The following is a 14,819-nucleotide window of genomic DNA, read 5'->3' on the forward strand; positions in this document are numbered from 1 at the left end:
GACTGTTTTTATAAACGAGGTCAATTTAATATCCCACATTTATTATATTCTTCATCAATACTTATAAATACATCTTCACGGGCTTTATTAAACCAGGCATTCAAAATCCTGGATTGTTTTTCGTTAAAGGTAGCTGTCTGTACTTTTTGCCAGTCATCCTTCAAATTAGCCTGGTGTGGTTTAACCTTTGATTTGTAATACAGTAATCTTACAGCTTCTTTACCATCATCCATGCGGTAAGTAATTGGTTTTGTAACACTACCAACATCCATACTGTCTATAGTGAAAAATATGACCGGGTCCAGATCTTCAGACGATATCCTGGTACCTCCGTTACGGTCCTCAAAAAACCCTCCGTTACCTCCGGTGTATTTATCATCGGAGTGCTCCTTAGCCATTGTCTGGAATTCTGTACTGTCCAGAACAATCAATGTTCTTAAACTATCTAAAAAATGTGCCGTTCGTTTTATATCATCAGGAGAAGGCTCCGGGATCAAAAGGATATGCCTTGAATTATATTCGTTACCACGCCGTTCTATCAGCTGCACGATATGAATACCGAATTGGGTTTCAAAAGGCCTTGATATCTCACCTGGTTTTAGTTTTAACGCAGCAGCCTCAAATTTCGCTGCCATTACCCCACGCTGGGTAAAACCCAAACTCCCGCCATATTTGGCACTGGGACCCTGGCTGTATTCTTTGGCTAAAGCTTCAAAACTTTCTCCACCCAGTATTCTATCGCGAATTTTATCCAACTGAACTTTTAGTTCTTGTTTCCGATCATTATTGACGGTTGGTATCTTCACAATCTGGGCTACTTCTACCTCAGTAGAAAAATAAGGCAAACTATCTTTAGGTATACGGCTAAAATATTTCTTTACTTCGGCAGGTGTCACTTTAACATCAGAAACAATAGTTTCCTGCATACGTCCCACTATTAACTGCTCTTTTATATCGTCTCTTATTTCATTTTTGATCTGGTCTATACCTTTCCCATAAAACTCTTCCAGTTGGTCCTCAGAGCCGCCGTATTGTGACAAGATTACCTGCATTCTTCTATCCAGGTTATTATCCACTTCCAGATCCGTAACGATCACTGAATCGATTTCTGCCTTCGCTACCATCAACTTACCACTGATCAATTGGGCCAATAATCTACAACGCGTATCACTACCACCTGGCTTACCACTTGCCAGATAACTGGCATAGGCCTTTTCCAGGTCAGAACGCAACACTATATAATTATCCACCTTAGCAATGATCTCATCTACTACTACACCAGCTTTGTCCTGGGCCTTACTTACTTCATGCAACAGGCTTAAAAGCGCTATTAAACACAGAGATCTAGTTATAAATTTCAAATTGATTGTTTTTGCTAGCTCTTTCATAAATGTTTTCCTCCAGTTCTTTTGCGAGCTCTACTTTACGCTTATTTATAATAATGTTCCTTATGTCTTCCGTTACAAATTCCAGTGGTGAAATATTATCTGAAATGCGGTATTCTTCTATTTTCAGAAAGTACTTATACAGGTCATCTTCTGTTTCAACGTACTTGTTTTTCCTAAGAAACTGCACTTTATTAGGTATTTCTGCCAAAGGAGAATTTTTAACTACCTCATCAAAGGTCATCCAAATAGAATCGTTCAACTCATAAGCAGTGGCAAAACTCAAACAATACGCATTTAACTCCTCGTGATCCTTATCACTGACCGAATACAACAGACTCCGCACCTTTTTAATTCTGGGCGCACCATTGGGTAGCTTAACGAATTTCGCCCGAATGATATTCTGCTTTAAAATGAAATTATCAATATTCTCTTCATAATAGCTCTCTATTTCCTCATCGGAAACTTCTCTGTCCAGATTCTCACTAATATAATAAGACTGATATTCGTACCCCATAAGACTATACCTGTAGTCCAGTATTTTTCTTTCGATCTCAGCTTCGTCAAATTCAATTCTTGTAGAAGCCTCCTGTATCAAGAGTTGCTTTCTTATCCAGTTGTTGATGAAAGCCCTTGTACGTTCAGTACTATCTTCCAGAGCCATGCCTTCATAGGCTATGCCCTCCAGATCATCTATATATAAATACTGGTCTCCTACCCTGGCTACCGACTGGCGGTCCTCCACTTCCTGGTCTACTGTTTCTTTCATTTTAATCAGGTCACAACCTGATAATAAGGACAATGCGAGAATACCTAATACCGATATTTTATTTAAGGCGCTCATAGGTATAGTTAAGTCCTGCTTCATTGATCGCCACGGGATACTTTTCCCTTAACTCGGAAATCCAACGCTCTTCCAGTTCATTTTGATAATCGGAAATCACTAACCCCCTGGTTTCATTTAATGCTTTAGCACCTGCTTCCTTCACTTCATGCACTACTACCAGATTATACCTACCCTCTGACTCCACCTCATATACACCCTTGACCCAATCAACCTGGTCTATCACCTTATTCGTAGCTTTTTCAAAATCACCTTCCTCAATTTGCAATGTAAGGCTTGACTCCTTGTTATACTTAGTTTCAAGGTCTTTATTCGATGGTACGTCTGCCTCTTGTAGCACTCTCCTGATCTCTTCCAATACAACTCTATCCGCTGCATTATAAATAGTGGCCTTCACACGTTCTTTCCATTGATAATCATCTGCGTGGCTTTCATAAAACTGTCGCAGGCCTACCGTGTCTTTCACAGCTTTAGACCATACTTCATCTTCCATCAATTGAAATAATAAGATCCCTTCTTTATATTCTTTGACCAACATTCGGTAATCAATGTATTTCTCTTCGAGCCGGGCTTCTTCGTATTCAACGATTTTTTCAATCTTAAAATTGTCGTACAGTATGTTAAGGTACACATCGGGAGCATACGAATTATTCTTTTGCTCTTTTTCCACAAAATCAAGAAAGTCGTTCAGACTGTACTTTCGGTCCCCGACACTTAAAAGTGTCACATTTTGATCACTAGCGAGTTCTGTAGCTTCCCACTTTCCGGATGTCATAGAGCTATCTGCATGTGGTGAAATAATGGATTTAACACCTGATATTTCATTAAAGCCATTTTCTTTTATCAAGCGATTAATCAAGGCCTTTTTATTCAGTTCAGCACGTACATCTCGATTGATTTTTGACTTAATAGAAGCCTCCATTTCTTCATAGGACTGCAATGGCGACTTTCCCTCAAGCCGCACAATATGCCAGCCATAGGGTGTCATAAACGGGTCGGAAATGGCACCAACCTCATTAAGTCCAAACGAAGCTTCTTGAAATGCATAAGGCATCTGACCTACGGTAAACGGCCGTAGACGCCCGCCTTTATCCTTGGTATTGATATCTTGTGAAAACTGACTGGCCAGCTCATCCCATGCTACGCCTCCCATGGCTTGGTCATGTATCTCAAATATCTTATTCCTTGCCTGAATGCTATCTTTTTTATCAGGATTTACGCGGATCATGATATGGGATACTTCTGCACTTCCTTGAGAAGGCCTCTTGTCGAGGATTTTAATGATGTGATAACCGAACCTGGTACGTACCGGAGGCGAAACATCTCCTTCCGAGGTATTATAAGCAGCTGATTCGAAAGGGTATACCATTTGAAATGATGTAAAGTAGCCCAGGTTTCCACCATTTGTTTTGGCCGAGGGATCATCTGAGTTTTCTTTGGCTAACCGGGCGAAATCGCCTCCTTCCAACGCTTGCTTTCTTATTGCTGAAATCTTCTCAAAAGCTGCTAATGTATCAGATGGAGAAGCATCCGGCTTAACCGTGAGTAAGATATGAGATGCATTTATTTCCTGTGAAAACCTGTCATAGGCCTCACGCATTAAGCTATCTGTTACTTTGGTCTCGGTCAAATAGGGTTTTTTGAGCTGTTCCTGGTATCCATTAAACTCATTCAAAAAACTCCGGGTGGTGTCCATGCCTCTTGCCAAAGCTTCCTGGATCTTAAGTTTGAATTTTACATATAGCTCAAAGTACTCATCGATATCGCTTTTAGTATACGCGCTATCGTTATTGACGTTATTTTTTCTATACACGTACATGAATTCTTCGGTGCCCACATCTGTTGCTCCTACTGAAAATAATACATGGTCAATTTCCTTTGACGGATTAAGCTCAGTACTTTTATTAACACTCGTCTGGGTAGCACAACCCGATAATATCACTAGACTAATCCCTAATAACTTCTTCATTTCTGGAGGCGTTAGTTACAAAAACCCTGCAATTTTAACGATTTTATAAGAGAAACGGGTGGCACTTTTTTAAAAGTCAACGTAACTCTACTTTCTTGGTAAGTCGACAAATATTTTTCTTAGACTCTTTGATGATCTGTATATCATCCATGATACGTTTGACAAGGATAAGACCTATACCTCCCTTACGCTGTTTGCGTACAACATCTTCAATTTTTGGCTCCTTGTAAGCAGATATATCAAACATATCCACGCTATCAATAATATTAAACTCTACTCTGAGATCTCCGGCTACTTTAATTTCCAATTCTATAGAATCTTTTGGATTGCAACCATGGCCATGAATAATGAGGTTAGCGCAAACCTCATCAATAGCGAGTACCAACGTGCTGACATCAATTTCAGAAATACTGTGCTTATTCAGTACCTCTTTCACAAAGCCCCTGATATCCCGAAGCTTTTCTTTCCTGCACGGTATCTTATATGAATAGTTCATTTTAGCGCAGTCTGACCTTCTTCCTTGGTAGAATGAATAACAAGCAATTGGTCCAGGCCAAGTATTTCAAAAACATTCTGTACTTTCTCATTAAGTCCATAGATCACAAATGTGATGTTCCTTTTTTTGAACTCTTCTATGTATGACATAAACACGCCTAATCCTGCGGAAGAAATATAATCAAGATTAGAACAATCAGCGAGAAATTTTTTACCACCACTTCCAATGGCCTCATTGATGGCACTGTCTAATTCTATTGAAGAACTGGCATCCACCTCGCCCACGACTCTGAGCAATTCATAATCTCCCTCATTTATCCTCTTTATGTCAACCATAATGCTAATACGTATTAGTAAAACTAATGTTTAAACCACTAAATAAACTTCACTATTAATGTAGTGTAGTCATCATCTATTGCTTCTGTACCGGTAAAAGCGTACAATTCATTAATCAATTCCTTTTGTATCTCATCGGCCGGAGCCTGACTCATACGTTTAATGACCTGTTGTAAACGTTCGTAACCAAATTCGTCTCCTTTACCATTCTTAGCCTCTGTAATACCATCTGTATATAACACGATCACATCTCCGGGGCTGTATTTAAAAGAATTGATCTGTATATAGTTTTCAAAGCCATTATTCCTGAGTATGCCTAACCCCAGGCCTTTATTCTGAAAATAAGTGACTTCGTCATCAGATTTTTTATAGAAGAGGGTAGGGCAGTGTCCTGCTCTCGAAAATTCCACCGCTTTCTGTTTCGTATCTATCACAAAATAGGAAGTAGTAATGAATGAAGCCTTGTCTAAACAATTGCTCAACGCCTTATTCGCACTGGCTAAAAAAGCTTTTGGTGACATATCGTGCTGAGAAAGACTATGAAATACTCCTTTCATCTGCGACATATGGAATGCAGCCGAGGTACCCTTTCCTGAAACATCACTGATAATTAATGCAATCTTATGCTCATTTATTCGGTAAGAATCATAATAATCCCCACCTACTTCATCCGCAGCTTCTGAAAATGCCACTATGTTAAAATCTTTATCATCTTCCAATTCAGCTGGCAGCAGACTACTTTGAACCCGCTTAGCAATTTTTAGCTCTTCCAGGTAACGCTCATTTTGTAGTGCTTCCGAAAGAAGTCTGAAGTTTTCTATGGAAATACCGGCCTGGTTGGTAAAAGTGCCTATAATCTTGGAATTCTCTTTATTAAACCCGTCACTCACATCTTTCAACAATGCCAGTGTGGCTTCTTGTTTCCCCTTTACTTTAATGGGAAAGGCTATGATTGATCGGTAAGAAGAACCTTTTAAGGTGGACAGGTACCTATTGAGATTTTTCGTCTTATCACTCCCCTGATCAAGTATTCCCTTTATATTATTTGCTTCAAGGTGAAATTTGATTTGCCTGATCTCCTCTGCATTAATATTCTGTGTGTAATAAACAGGCTCCTTAGGATTATCATTTACTTCAATCCATGCCGCATCTGCGAAGACCGTATTTGAGGAACTTTCCAAAAGTATCTCATAAACACGCTCTTCATTTTGTTCTGTCTGAATGGACTGGCTAAGTTTCTGAAAATTAACTACTTCCTCTAGTTTTTGCTCAAATACAGATGAGGTAGGTAAGTTAAAGAGAAGCACGAGTAAAGAGAAAAGTGCGTAGATAAATATGAACCCAATCAACGCTACAATAAACATATTCCCCCGGAAATCAAGAAAATCAACGGTCTGCTCAGAGATATCTTCAGCAGCTCCTAAAAGTGTAAATGAAAAATACCCCAGGTAGAACATGGCGAGCGCTATGAGGAGTATACTCTTCCACTTTTGCTTGAAATTAAGATAAGCTACCCACTTCATATTAGCAGATAAGAACATACCCATCAGCACCAGGAGTCCTGCATAAATGTCTTTAACATAAGTTATGGTGGGTATCGGTAAAGCGTTAAAAACGAGGCTTATTAACAGGGAGTACTCAAATATTTTCCAGGTAGTCAGGAGAAAACGTGACTTTTGATAGAGGATAAGTCGTTTCCACACAATGAAAGTGGAAATCAGAAACGCAGCGACCAATCCCAAATTCGACAGATAGATAAAGTCAAGAAAAATCAGATTTTGGGCCAACTTGGTATTGCCCAACATATTCAATACCAGTTGGAAAAGTAACGAAACTATAGTCGCAATAAGTCCGGTAACAAAAACCTTCCATAGCAGATCAACAAAGTTGATACTTTCCGCTTTTTCAATCCGGTACTTATAGAAGGTAAAAAGAGAAAGAATAAATAAGCTGAACAATACGGGAGGTACTTCATCCCCAACACCTTGATTTATTCCAGTTGTTTTGCTGAATAGGATAGACAATGCAGTAAACACTGTTCCCAGCCAGGAGACTCCCGCCACAATGGCGCTTAACCGTATGATTGCCTTACTGCTCAATTGTCTGGATCAGACCGATTCTTCAAAAAGTAAATATAAATGATTCAAAAATAAAAGAGGGTAAAAGTCGTATTACCCTCCTCTCTTTACCGGAAAAATATAATTCTCAAATTATTTATCTGCTATAATTTGGTGCTTCTCGTGTGATAAACACATCGTGAGGGTGACTTTCCTGAACCCCTGCTGATGTGATTTTAACAAATTTGGCCTCTTGAAGTTTTTCAATCGAAGGCGCACCACAATAGCCCATGCCAGCCTTTAATCCTCCTACAAGTTGGTACAAAACTTCGGATACCAATCCTTTATAGTTCACCCTACCCACGATACCCTCAGGCACCAGTTTCTTAATGTCGTCCTCAGCGTCCTGAAAATAGCGATCCTTGGAACCATCCTCCATAGCTTCCAGCGAACCCATACCCCTGTAGGACTTAAATTTCCGTCCCTCATAAATGATCAACTCTCCGGGAGCCTCTTCTGTACCTGCCAATAGTGAACCTATCATCACACTATTTGCACCGCCTACCAGCGCCTTTACCACATCTCCCGAAAATCTTATACCCCCATCCGCTATTACTGGCACACCGGACCCTTTAATGGCCTTAGCCGACTCATAAACTGCAGATAGCTGAGGAACACCCACACCGGCTATGATACGGGTGGTACAAATACTACCTGGCCCAACTCCTACCTTGATCGCATCGGCGCCAGCTTTTACCAAGGCTTTTGCCGCTTCTGCCGTAGCAATATTACCTACAATAACATCCAGGTCTTTATATTCTTTTTTCACCATTTTACAGGCATCAATCACTCCTTTAGAATGGCCATGAGCAGTATCTATACTTATAACATCTACGCCTGCCTGACGTAATGTATTTATTCTTTCCAATAAATCCGGCGTCACTCCTACTGCCGCGCCTACACGAAGTCTTCCATAATTATCTTTGCACGCATTGGGCTTATTTCTTTTCTTCAAAATATCCTTATAAGTGATCAGTCCCATGAGGGTGCCGTCCTTATTTACGATCGGTAGCTTCTCTATTTTGTACTTCTGAAGAATGTCCTCCGCTTTTTCAAGATCGACATCTTCATAGGCCGTGATCAGGTTTTCAGTAGTCATCACTTCCTTAATTGGGGTAGACATGTCTTTATGAAAGCGAAGGTCCCGATTGGTAATGATGCCTATGAGCCTCTTTTTAGCGTCTATGACCGGAATCCCACCAATCTTAAATTCACGCATAATGTTCTCCGCATCTTGTACGTTAGAATCTACATGAAGCGTGATAGGATCCAGGATCATCCCGCTTTGTGACCTTTTTACACGACGTACCTGCTGTGCCTGCTGATCGCTGGTCATGTTTTTATGAATAAACCCAAGGCCTCCTTCCAGTGCTATGGCTATCGCCAGATCAGATTCCGTCACAGTATCCATGGCAGCAGATACCAGAGGAATATTCAATTTGATATTTCTTGTCAGATGAGAGGAAGTATCCGTATCTCTTGGAAGTATTTCCGAGTAATCGGGAAGCAGAAGCACATCGTCATAGGTAAATGCTTCATAAAGGAATTTGGAAGTGTCGAAGGACATAGCAAATAAGCGTTTGTGTTATTTGCCGAGCAAAACTAAATATAACACATCAGAAAAAAACAGAATACCCAAAAAGAATTTAATTGTACCTTCAATTAGATTGAATTAAATCATGTAACGTTCTATAAAGGAAACGTCAGTAGATTATTATGTACAAGTATTTGATAATTATCAGCCTATTATGTTTGGGTTTCAATACTTACCAGCTCAAAATACAGAAGGGAAAAGCATCCTACTATGCGGATCGATTTGAAGGAAAGCCCACAGCCAGCGGAGTAATCTATCAGCATAAAAAAATGACCGCTGCACATAAGACACTACCCTTCGGCTCAAAAGTTAAAGTGACCAACCTTAACAATAAAAGAGAGGTCATTGTGCTCGTCAATGATCGCGGTCCGTTTGTTAAAGGTAGAATTATAGATGTTTCAAAATCCGCAGCAGAACAGCTGGGCTTTGTAAGACAAGGTATAGCCGACGTGTCAATTGAAGTATTGGATACCAATTAAGGAGTTTAATGCTCTTAAATAAAAAGAAGCACAAGCCCTGTTATAAAACCATCTCTATTAAAAATAGTTAGTGATAAATTCCCTGCAACCCAGCACTTCCATTTTTCCAAAATAGAAATCCTCCTGATTTTCGGTTAGAATGATCTGACATTCTCCGTCCACGGCAGAATAATATTCCAGTCCGTCTTCAAAATCATGTACACTAAGATTATGCAACGCCTTTTTTACGATTGCTCCGTCAATAGATGTGACTTTGAGGTTCGCTGCCAGAATACTGATTTTACGCTTTGCCATAGTCTGTCCACTTTTTTTTGAAGCAAAATAAAAGGCAATTGCCAAACACAGTGGTGAGGTGTATAAGGAATAAGAAGTACTGTTGGCAAGACTTAATATCCGTGAAGAATAGGTGTAGAGTGGATATTCTTTGTTCAGTACAGAAATGATTACGTTAGCATCAAGAAATACCCTCATTTCTTGGATTGCAGATATTCGTTTCGGGTATCTTTTCTGGACCGTCTTTTGTATTCGGCCTCACCTTCTGAAACCTGCAATACCCAATCTGAAATAGGTAATTCTTCAAGGTTTTTGTAATTGCCAGAAGTGATTTTATCATAGATAAACTCAGTTAGCCTTGATAAGCTGATGTTATTTTTAGCAGCAAAGGCTTTGGCCTTATTTATAACCTCTTGATTGAAGTGCAAGGTGACTTTAGTATCCATACGTCATTTCTTTACGTTAAAAATAATTATATATCACGTGAAGATAAAATCAACACCTTCTTTTTTTGCCTATCTACACACACCTGATGTGCTTATTAAGAATATATTTGTGGCTTATCATCTTGACCTACTTTGGACAGTATTACTTCCTACATTTTACAAATTGATGTTCTTGAGGCAGCTGGCTTGCTATTTGGCCTTCTGGCAGTCTATTATCTTATCCGTGAAAACAGTCTGACATGGCCCAGCGGTATTATTTATGTACTAGTGTCATTCGTTATTTTCTGGCGTGCCAGATTATATGCTGATTTTGGATTACATATCGTTTTCCTGGTGCTCAATATCTATGGTTGGTGGTATTGGAAAGGTGGCAGCAAAAATGAACAAGACGATATCCCCGTTACTACAACACACCCGACACTTCAATTAACACTTTGGACTATTTCAGGGGTTGGCATCTTTATCATGGGCTCATTGCTCCATCAGTATTCTGATGCTGCATTACCTTACTGGGACAGCGCCACTACGGTTCTAAGCCTCACCGGTATGTGGCTTACTGCAAGAAAAAAAATTGAAAACTGGCATTTCTGGTTAGTAGTGGATGTTTTGGCTACAGGTATATATTTTTATAAAGGCATACATTTTTATGCGTTGCTCTATCTGATCTATATTATATTGGCTGTTATCGGATTCATAACCTGGAACAAAACAATGAAGTTACAGAAAGCATGAAAAAAGTAGTGGTTATAGGGCCGGAATGTAGTGGCAAAACCACATTGTCGTCATCACTGGCCACTTATTATAACACTACTTGGGTACCGGAATACGCGCGCTACTACATCGATCGGTTAGACAGGCCTTATAACGAAGCTGACCTTTTACCTATAGCAAAAGGGCAACTGTTGTCAGAAGATCAATGGACAAAAAAGGCTGATAGAATTGTCATTTGTGATACTAACTTACTTGTAATAAAAATATGGCAGGAATATAAGTATGGGGACTGCTACCCTAAGGTATTGGAAATGATCAAAGGCCGTACGTATGATCTATACTTGCTCACCCATGTGGACATTCCCTGGAAAGAGGACCCTCAACGAGAGAACCCTCACTTAAGAGACTTTTTCTTTCATCTTTTCAAAAAGGAATTGGAAGAAAAAGGCCTACCCTTTATAGAGATCAAAGGAGAATTCCATAGCAGAAAGAAAACAGCTATTGACGCAATAGATAACTTGTTAGCAGGACGTTAAAAGAAAATAGGTCTGAGCCCATTATTCCCCTCTAATCATAAAATCATGATTTCGTAAATGCGTTGATTTTGCATGATCCTACAACAAAAAAGGCCATCTAAACATCAGATGGCCTTTTCACAGTTTACTTTATAGCTAGCTATTCTATCTTTCTTTTATCCAGGTCCACCACTGCTGGGGATGCAATGAAAACGGAAGAGTAGGTACCGATCATAACACCGATCAGCAAGGCAAATGAAAAACCTCTTAACGCTTCTCCTCCAAAAATGAATAGAATTAAAATCACGATCAGCGTAGTAACAGATGTGATCAACGTTCTGTTGAGTGTGCCATTAATAGCATCATTAAATACTTTCTGACGGTCTGTATTGGTACCCAGATTTAAAAACTCTCTGATACGGTCAAATACCACCACTGTATCATTGATAGAGTAACCAATGATCGTCAATATCGCTGCCACAAATACCTGGTCGATTTCATATTTAATACCGAACAATCCTGCTATGGCAAAAGCAGAAATAACAAAGGCCGTGTCATGCACTAAAGCAATAATAGCCCCGGTACTGAACTGCCATTTTCTAAATCGGATCAAAATGTATAGGAAGATGATCAATATGGCAAAAATGCCTGCCTGATAGGAAGCTTTTTCTATGTCGTCCGCAATGGTTGGTCCAACTTTCGATGACCCTGAAATAATGAAATGTTCATCATCCAACTCGGAATCACTGTAGACATATTTTTTACCTGTAAACGTTTCAATACCATCGATAAGCGCATTTTTCACCTTTTCATCTGCTACATCTGATTCATCGTCAATCAGGTATGATGTGGTAACTTTTACAATATTGTTACCGCCGAAATTCTTTACTTCCGTACCTGTTTTTTCAAAAGCATCACTTAAGGCAAGATCCAGATTAGTCGCTTCTACGGGGTTTTGGAAATTGACGATGTACGACCGCCCCCCTTTGAAATCCACTCCAAGGTTCAACTTTTGGATTGCTGTGATCGACATTCCCACAGCAATCACAATTCCTGAAAACAGATAAGCCATGCGTCTTTTACCCATGAAATCAATTCCCAAATTAGACAGAAGGCCTGCAGATAAAGGTGTTTTAAAGGATACATTCTCCTTATCCCCTTTTCTTGTCATCCATTCCACCACCACTCTGGTAATGTATACTGCTGAAAAGAATGAGCAGAATATTCCAATGATCAGCGTAATAGCAAAACCTTTGATAGGTCCCTGACCTAACACATATAAAATAAAAGCGGTTAGTAATGTAGTAAGGTTAGCATCTACAATGGAGCTAAATGCCTTTTTGTATCCCAGAGTGATCGCCTCGCGCAACTTCACACCGTTACGCATTTCCTCTCTGATCCGTTCAAAGATCAGCACATTGGCATCTATGGACATACCAATGGTCAGTACGATACCGGCGATACCAGGAAGCGTGAGTGAAGCATTGAGCTGGGCCAAAATTCCAAGTATAAAGAAGATATTAAACACCAAAGCTATGTTGGCTACAAATCCTCCTTTGGCGTAATAAGCTACCATAAACAAAACAACCACTGCCAACCCGGCAAGAATTGATATGATCCCCTGATTTCTGGCTATTGCTCCCAGTGTAGGCCCTACAATGGCTTCTTCTACAATACGTGTTGGCGCCGGTAGAGAACCCGCTTTTAATATATTAGCCAGGTCTTTTGCCTCTTCCGTGGTGAAGTTTCCTGATATCTGGGAACTTCCGTTAGGGATCTCACCCGAAACAGATGGCGCTGAATACACCAGGTTATCCAGCACAATGGCGATTCTTCCCTGGGGGCTCCTTCTTGCTGCCTCCGCAGTCATTTTTCTCCAGACACGTGTACCTAAAGCGTTCATTTGCATACTTATGGCTGGGCGTGCATATTCATCCAGGTCCTGACGAGCGTCTGTGATCACCTCACCGGTAAGCTGAGCATTGCCACCGCGACCCACACGTACAAAGAAGAGTTGAAGCAATTCTTCTCCGGTTTGTTCATTCACATTAGGTTTTACTTCCCAAAGTGGCTTGATAGTACGTGGCAACAATGATTTAACATCTTTTCTTCTTAAGACCTTACCGATTTCAGCCGTATCTCTTACATCATAGATTAATGCTCCTCCCGCTTTTGTCAGCGCAAACAACGGAGAGAGCTGAGCATTAGCCAATGAATCAAGTTGTGATTGGTTTTCTTCCAGGCTGTCCCTGGAATCCAGTGCAGCGTCCAGCTCGTTGGCAGTAGTATCCGTTTCAGTATCATTGCTTAAAGCTTCACCCAAACTTTCAATAGAAGCCTCTTCATCACCATTTTCTTCGGTAGCTTTCAAGGCGTCGGCTGCTTGCCTTTCTTTTACAAGCATATCGTTGATCGCAACCATGGAACTGTTATACTCAGAGATCTCAGCCAGTTCCCAAAATTCCAGCTTGGCTACTCCTTGTAAAAGCTTTCTGACTCGCTCGGGGTTGTCTGCTCCGGGTATTTCTATCTGTATTCTACCTGTACCCGGCAACCGTTGAATATTAGGCTGAGAAGTACCAAATTGGTCAATACGTGTTCTTAAAATAATAAATGACCGGTCTATAGCATCTTCAATCTCTTGATTGATAATAGCCATCACATCATCATCAGAATCTCCACGGCTAATTCTACCACGATTTGCTGCGGTAGAAAAAATGTCAGCTAAAGGTTTTGATGTAGCCTCCCGATACGATTCGTAAAAAAGATCACCAAACCTGTCCTGACTGTCCCTTTGTTTTGCTACTGCATCGTTTATGGCCTGATTAAAGTCAGCGTCTTCACTACCGCCGCTTAAGCCCTTAATAATATCAACAGGTGATATCTCCAGAGTCACGTGCATACCGCCTTGTAAATCCAGCCCCAGGTTAAGTTCAGTATCTTTTATTTCCTTATAGGTATACTCTATCCCAAAAAGGTTATGTACCGGAAGGTTCCATATCGAGTCAAGGTAAGCTTGTTTCTTTGACAGATCCACTACGCCCGCTTCATTAGTGGCAAAAGATATTGCATCCTGATTGATGGACCTCGATACAAATGTGAACGACAAATAGTAAATGCATAGTAACGTAATAATGACTGTTAGCATTATTACTGCTCCTTTGTTTCGCATGATTATAAATTAGTTTGTTGGATTTATTAAATAGAAATTAAAACTCCGTAAAACAGGAGTAAAAGGGTGGATATAACTATATCGACTAGGGCGCGTTAGGTGATATGATTAAATTAAATAGCGCCTTGAAATACGAATTTGGACTAACTTCAGACGAATAAGTATGTTTTACCTCGCTATCATCTGAAAAAAGGATATCTGTTACAGAGCGTATAGCCTGAACAAGAATGACCTGTACCACTGAAGTGATTGCTTCCTGCCCTACTTTTATAACGGGTACTTCTTCACCCTCTTCCTGATCAGCCATTTCTTTTTTAGTCTGCTCGGCTGTTTCAGCATTAAGGTTGTAATACAGGCTTTGATTACTAAGTATTATTAACCCGGCAAAAATACCGAATAAAATACCTGTAAAATGCTTGTGTTTCAATATTACTCTTACCCAATTCATACTAAGGGCTACAAAACTAGTCATAATTCAAGATA

Annotated in this window: 14 protein-coding genes; 3 read left to right on the forward strand and 11 right to left on the reverse strand. The window is 40.0% G+C overall.

The features are described from left to right. Nucleotides 1-20: 20 nt before the first annotated feature. From FNH22_RS04105 to guaB, 7 genes are all read right to left on the reverse strand, one after another. Complete coding sequence (locus FNH22_RS04105; protein ID WP_255517983.1) at nucleotides 21-1,361, reverse strand: peptidylprolyl isomerase; 1,341 nt, start codon at nucleotides 1,359-1,361, stop codon at nucleotides 21-23. Further along, nucleotides 1,345-2,229 carry a peptidyl-prolyl cis-trans isomerase gene (locus tag FNH22_RS04110; RefSeq protein WP_143397069.1) on the reverse strand — a complete coding sequence of 295 codons (885 nt, stop codon included), beginning with the start codon at nucleotides 2,227-2,229 and terminating at the stop codon, nucleotides 1,345-1,347. Before FNH22_RS04110 ends, FNH22_RS04105 begins: the two co-directional genes overlap by 17 nt. Then, nucleotides 2,213-4,198, reverse strand: coding sequence for a peptidylprolyl isomerase (locus tag FNH22_RS04115; RefSeq protein ID WP_143397070.1), 1,986 nt, complete (start codon nucleotides 4,196-4,198; stop codon nucleotides 2,213-2,215). Before FNH22_RS04115 ends, FNH22_RS04110 begins: the two co-directional genes overlap by 17 nt. Nucleotides 4,199-4,274: 76 nt before the next feature. Further along, nucleotides 4,275-4,694: an ATP-binding protein gene (locus FNH22_RS04120; RefSeq protein ID WP_143397071.1), complete on the reverse strand. Its 420-nt coding sequence runs from the start codon at nucleotides 4,692-4,694 to the stop codon at nucleotides 4,275-4,277. After that, complete coding sequence (locus FNH22_RS04125; RefSeq protein WP_143397072.1) at nucleotides 4,691-5,029, reverse strand: STAS domain-containing protein; 339 nt, start codon at nucleotides 5,027-5,029, stop codon at nucleotides 4,691-4,693. Before FNH22_RS04125 ends, FNH22_RS04120 begins: the two co-directional genes overlap by 4 nt. A 38-nt stretch (nucleotides 5,030-5,067) precedes the next feature. Next, on the reverse strand, nucleotides 5,068-7,128 hold the full coding sequence (locus FNH22_RS04130) for a GAF domain-containing SpoIIE family protein phosphatase (protein ID WP_143397073.1): 2,061 nt from the start codon (nucleotides 7,126-7,128) through the stop codon (nucleotides 5,068-5,070). Between the two features lie 115 nt (nucleotides 7,129-7,243). Further along, a complete protein-coding gene (gene guaB / locus FNH22_RS04135) occupies nucleotides 7,244-8,713 on the reverse strand; it encodes an IMP dehydrogenase (protein ID WP_143397074.1) in 1,470 nt (489 codons plus the stop codon). 185 nt (nucleotides 8,714-8,898) lie between these two features. Between guaB and FNH22_RS04140 the strand changes: the two genes are divergently transcribed. After that, complete coding sequence (locus FNH22_RS04140; protein ID WP_255517984.1) at nucleotides 8,899-9,219, forward strand: septal ring lytic transglycosylase RlpA family protein; 321 nt, start codon at nucleotides 8,899-8,901, stop codon at nucleotides 9,217-9,219. A 57-nt stretch (nucleotides 9,220-9,276) separates the two neighbouring features. Here FNH22_RS04140 and FNH22_RS04145 read toward each other — a convergent pair whose 3' ends face one another. Further along, nucleotides 9,277-9,690, reverse strand: coding sequence for a PIN domain-containing protein (locus FNH22_RS04145; protein WP_143397076.1), 414 nt, complete (start codon nucleotides 9,688-9,690; stop codon nucleotides 9,277-9,279). Next, a complete protein-coding gene (locus FNH22_RS04150) occupies nucleotides 9,687-9,938 on the reverse strand; it encodes a DUF6364 family protein (RefSeq protein WP_143397077.1) in 252 nt (83 codons plus the stop codon). The genes FNH22_RS04145 and FNH22_RS04150 overlap by 4 nt, the downstream gene beginning before the upstream one ends. Nucleotides 9,939-10,070: 132 nt before the next feature. Between FNH22_RS04150 and pnuC the strand changes: the two genes are divergently transcribed. Next, nucleotides 10,071-10,670 carry a nicotinamide riboside transporter PnuC gene (pnuC, locus tag FNH22_RS04155; RefSeq protein WP_143397078.1) on the forward strand — a complete coding sequence of 200 codons (600 nt, stop codon included), beginning with the start codon at nucleotides 10,071-10,073 and terminating at the stop codon, nucleotides 10,668-10,670. After that, a complete protein-coding gene (locus tag FNH22_RS04160) occupies nucleotides 10,667-11,185 on the forward strand; it encodes an AAA family ATPase (RefSeq protein WP_143397079.1) in 519 nt (172 codons plus the stop codon). Before pnuC ends, FNH22_RS04160 begins: the two co-directional genes overlap by 4 nt. 139 nt (nucleotides 11,186-11,324) lie before the next feature. Here the strand turns inward: FNH22_RS04160 and secDF are convergent, their stop codons facing one another. Continuing rightward, entirely contained in the window at nucleotides 11,325-14,336 is a 3,012-nt protein-coding gene (gene secDF / locus FNH22_RS04165) for a protein translocase subunit SecDF (protein ID WP_143397080.1), read from the reverse strand. A gap of 85 nt (nucleotides 14,337-14,421) precedes the next feature. Then, the gene (locus tag FNH22_RS04170; protein ID WP_143397081.1) at nucleotides 14,422-14,808 is read right to left on the reverse strand and encodes a hypothetical protein; all 387 of its coding nucleotides are present in this window, start codon (nucleotides 14,806-14,808) and stop codon (nucleotides 14,422-14,424) included. Nucleotides 14,809-14,819: the final 11 nt, after the last annotated feature.

It is taken from the genome of Fulvivirga sp. M361, from assembly GCF_007097395.1.
Taxonomy (GTDB): domain Bacteria; phylum Bacteroidota; class Bacteroidia; order Cytophagales; family Cyclobacteriaceae; genus Fulvivirga.

Bases quoted from the DNA above. Each gene is read 5' to 3' on its own strand.
- FNH22_RS04110 (WP_143397069.1), bottom strand. From the start codon at position 2,229: ATGAGCGCCTTAAATAAAATATCGGTATTAGGTATTCTCGCATTGTCC.
- FNH22_RS04115 (WP_143397070.1), bottom strand. From the start codon at position 4,198: ATGAAGAAGTTATTAGGGATTAGTCTAGTGATATTATCGGGTTGTGCT.
- FNH22_RS04120 (WP_143397071.1), bottom strand. From the start codon at position 4,694: ATGAACTATTCATATAAGATACCGTGCAGGAAAGAAAAGCTTCGGGAT.
- FNH22_RS04125 (WP_143397072.1), bottom strand. From the start codon at position 5,029: ATGGTTGACATAAAGAGGATAAATGAGGGAGATTATGAATTGCTCAGA.
- guaB (WP_143397074.1), bottom strand. From the start codon at position 8,713: ATGTCCTTCGACACTTCCAAATTCCTTTATGAAGCATTTACCTATGAC.
- FNH22_RS04145 (WP_143397076.1), bottom strand. From the start codon at position 9,690: ATGAGGGTATTTCTTGATGCTAACGTAATCATTTCTGTACTGAACAAA.
- FNH22_RS04150 (WP_143397077.1), bottom strand. From the start codon at position 9,938: ATGGATACTAAAGTCACCTTGCACTTCAATCAAGAGGTTATAAATAAG.
- FNH22_RS04160 (WP_143397079.1), top strand. From the start codon at position 10,667: ATGAAAAAAGTAGTGGTTATAGGGCCGGAATGTAGTGGCAAAACCACA.
- secDF (WP_143397080.1), bottom strand. From the start codon at position 14,336: ATGCGAAACAAAGGAGCAGTAATAATGCTAACAGTCATTATTACGTTA.
- FNH22_RS04170 (WP_143397081.1), bottom strand. From the start codon at position 14,808: ATGACTAGTTTTGTAGCCCTTAGTATGAATTGGGTAAGAGTAATATTG.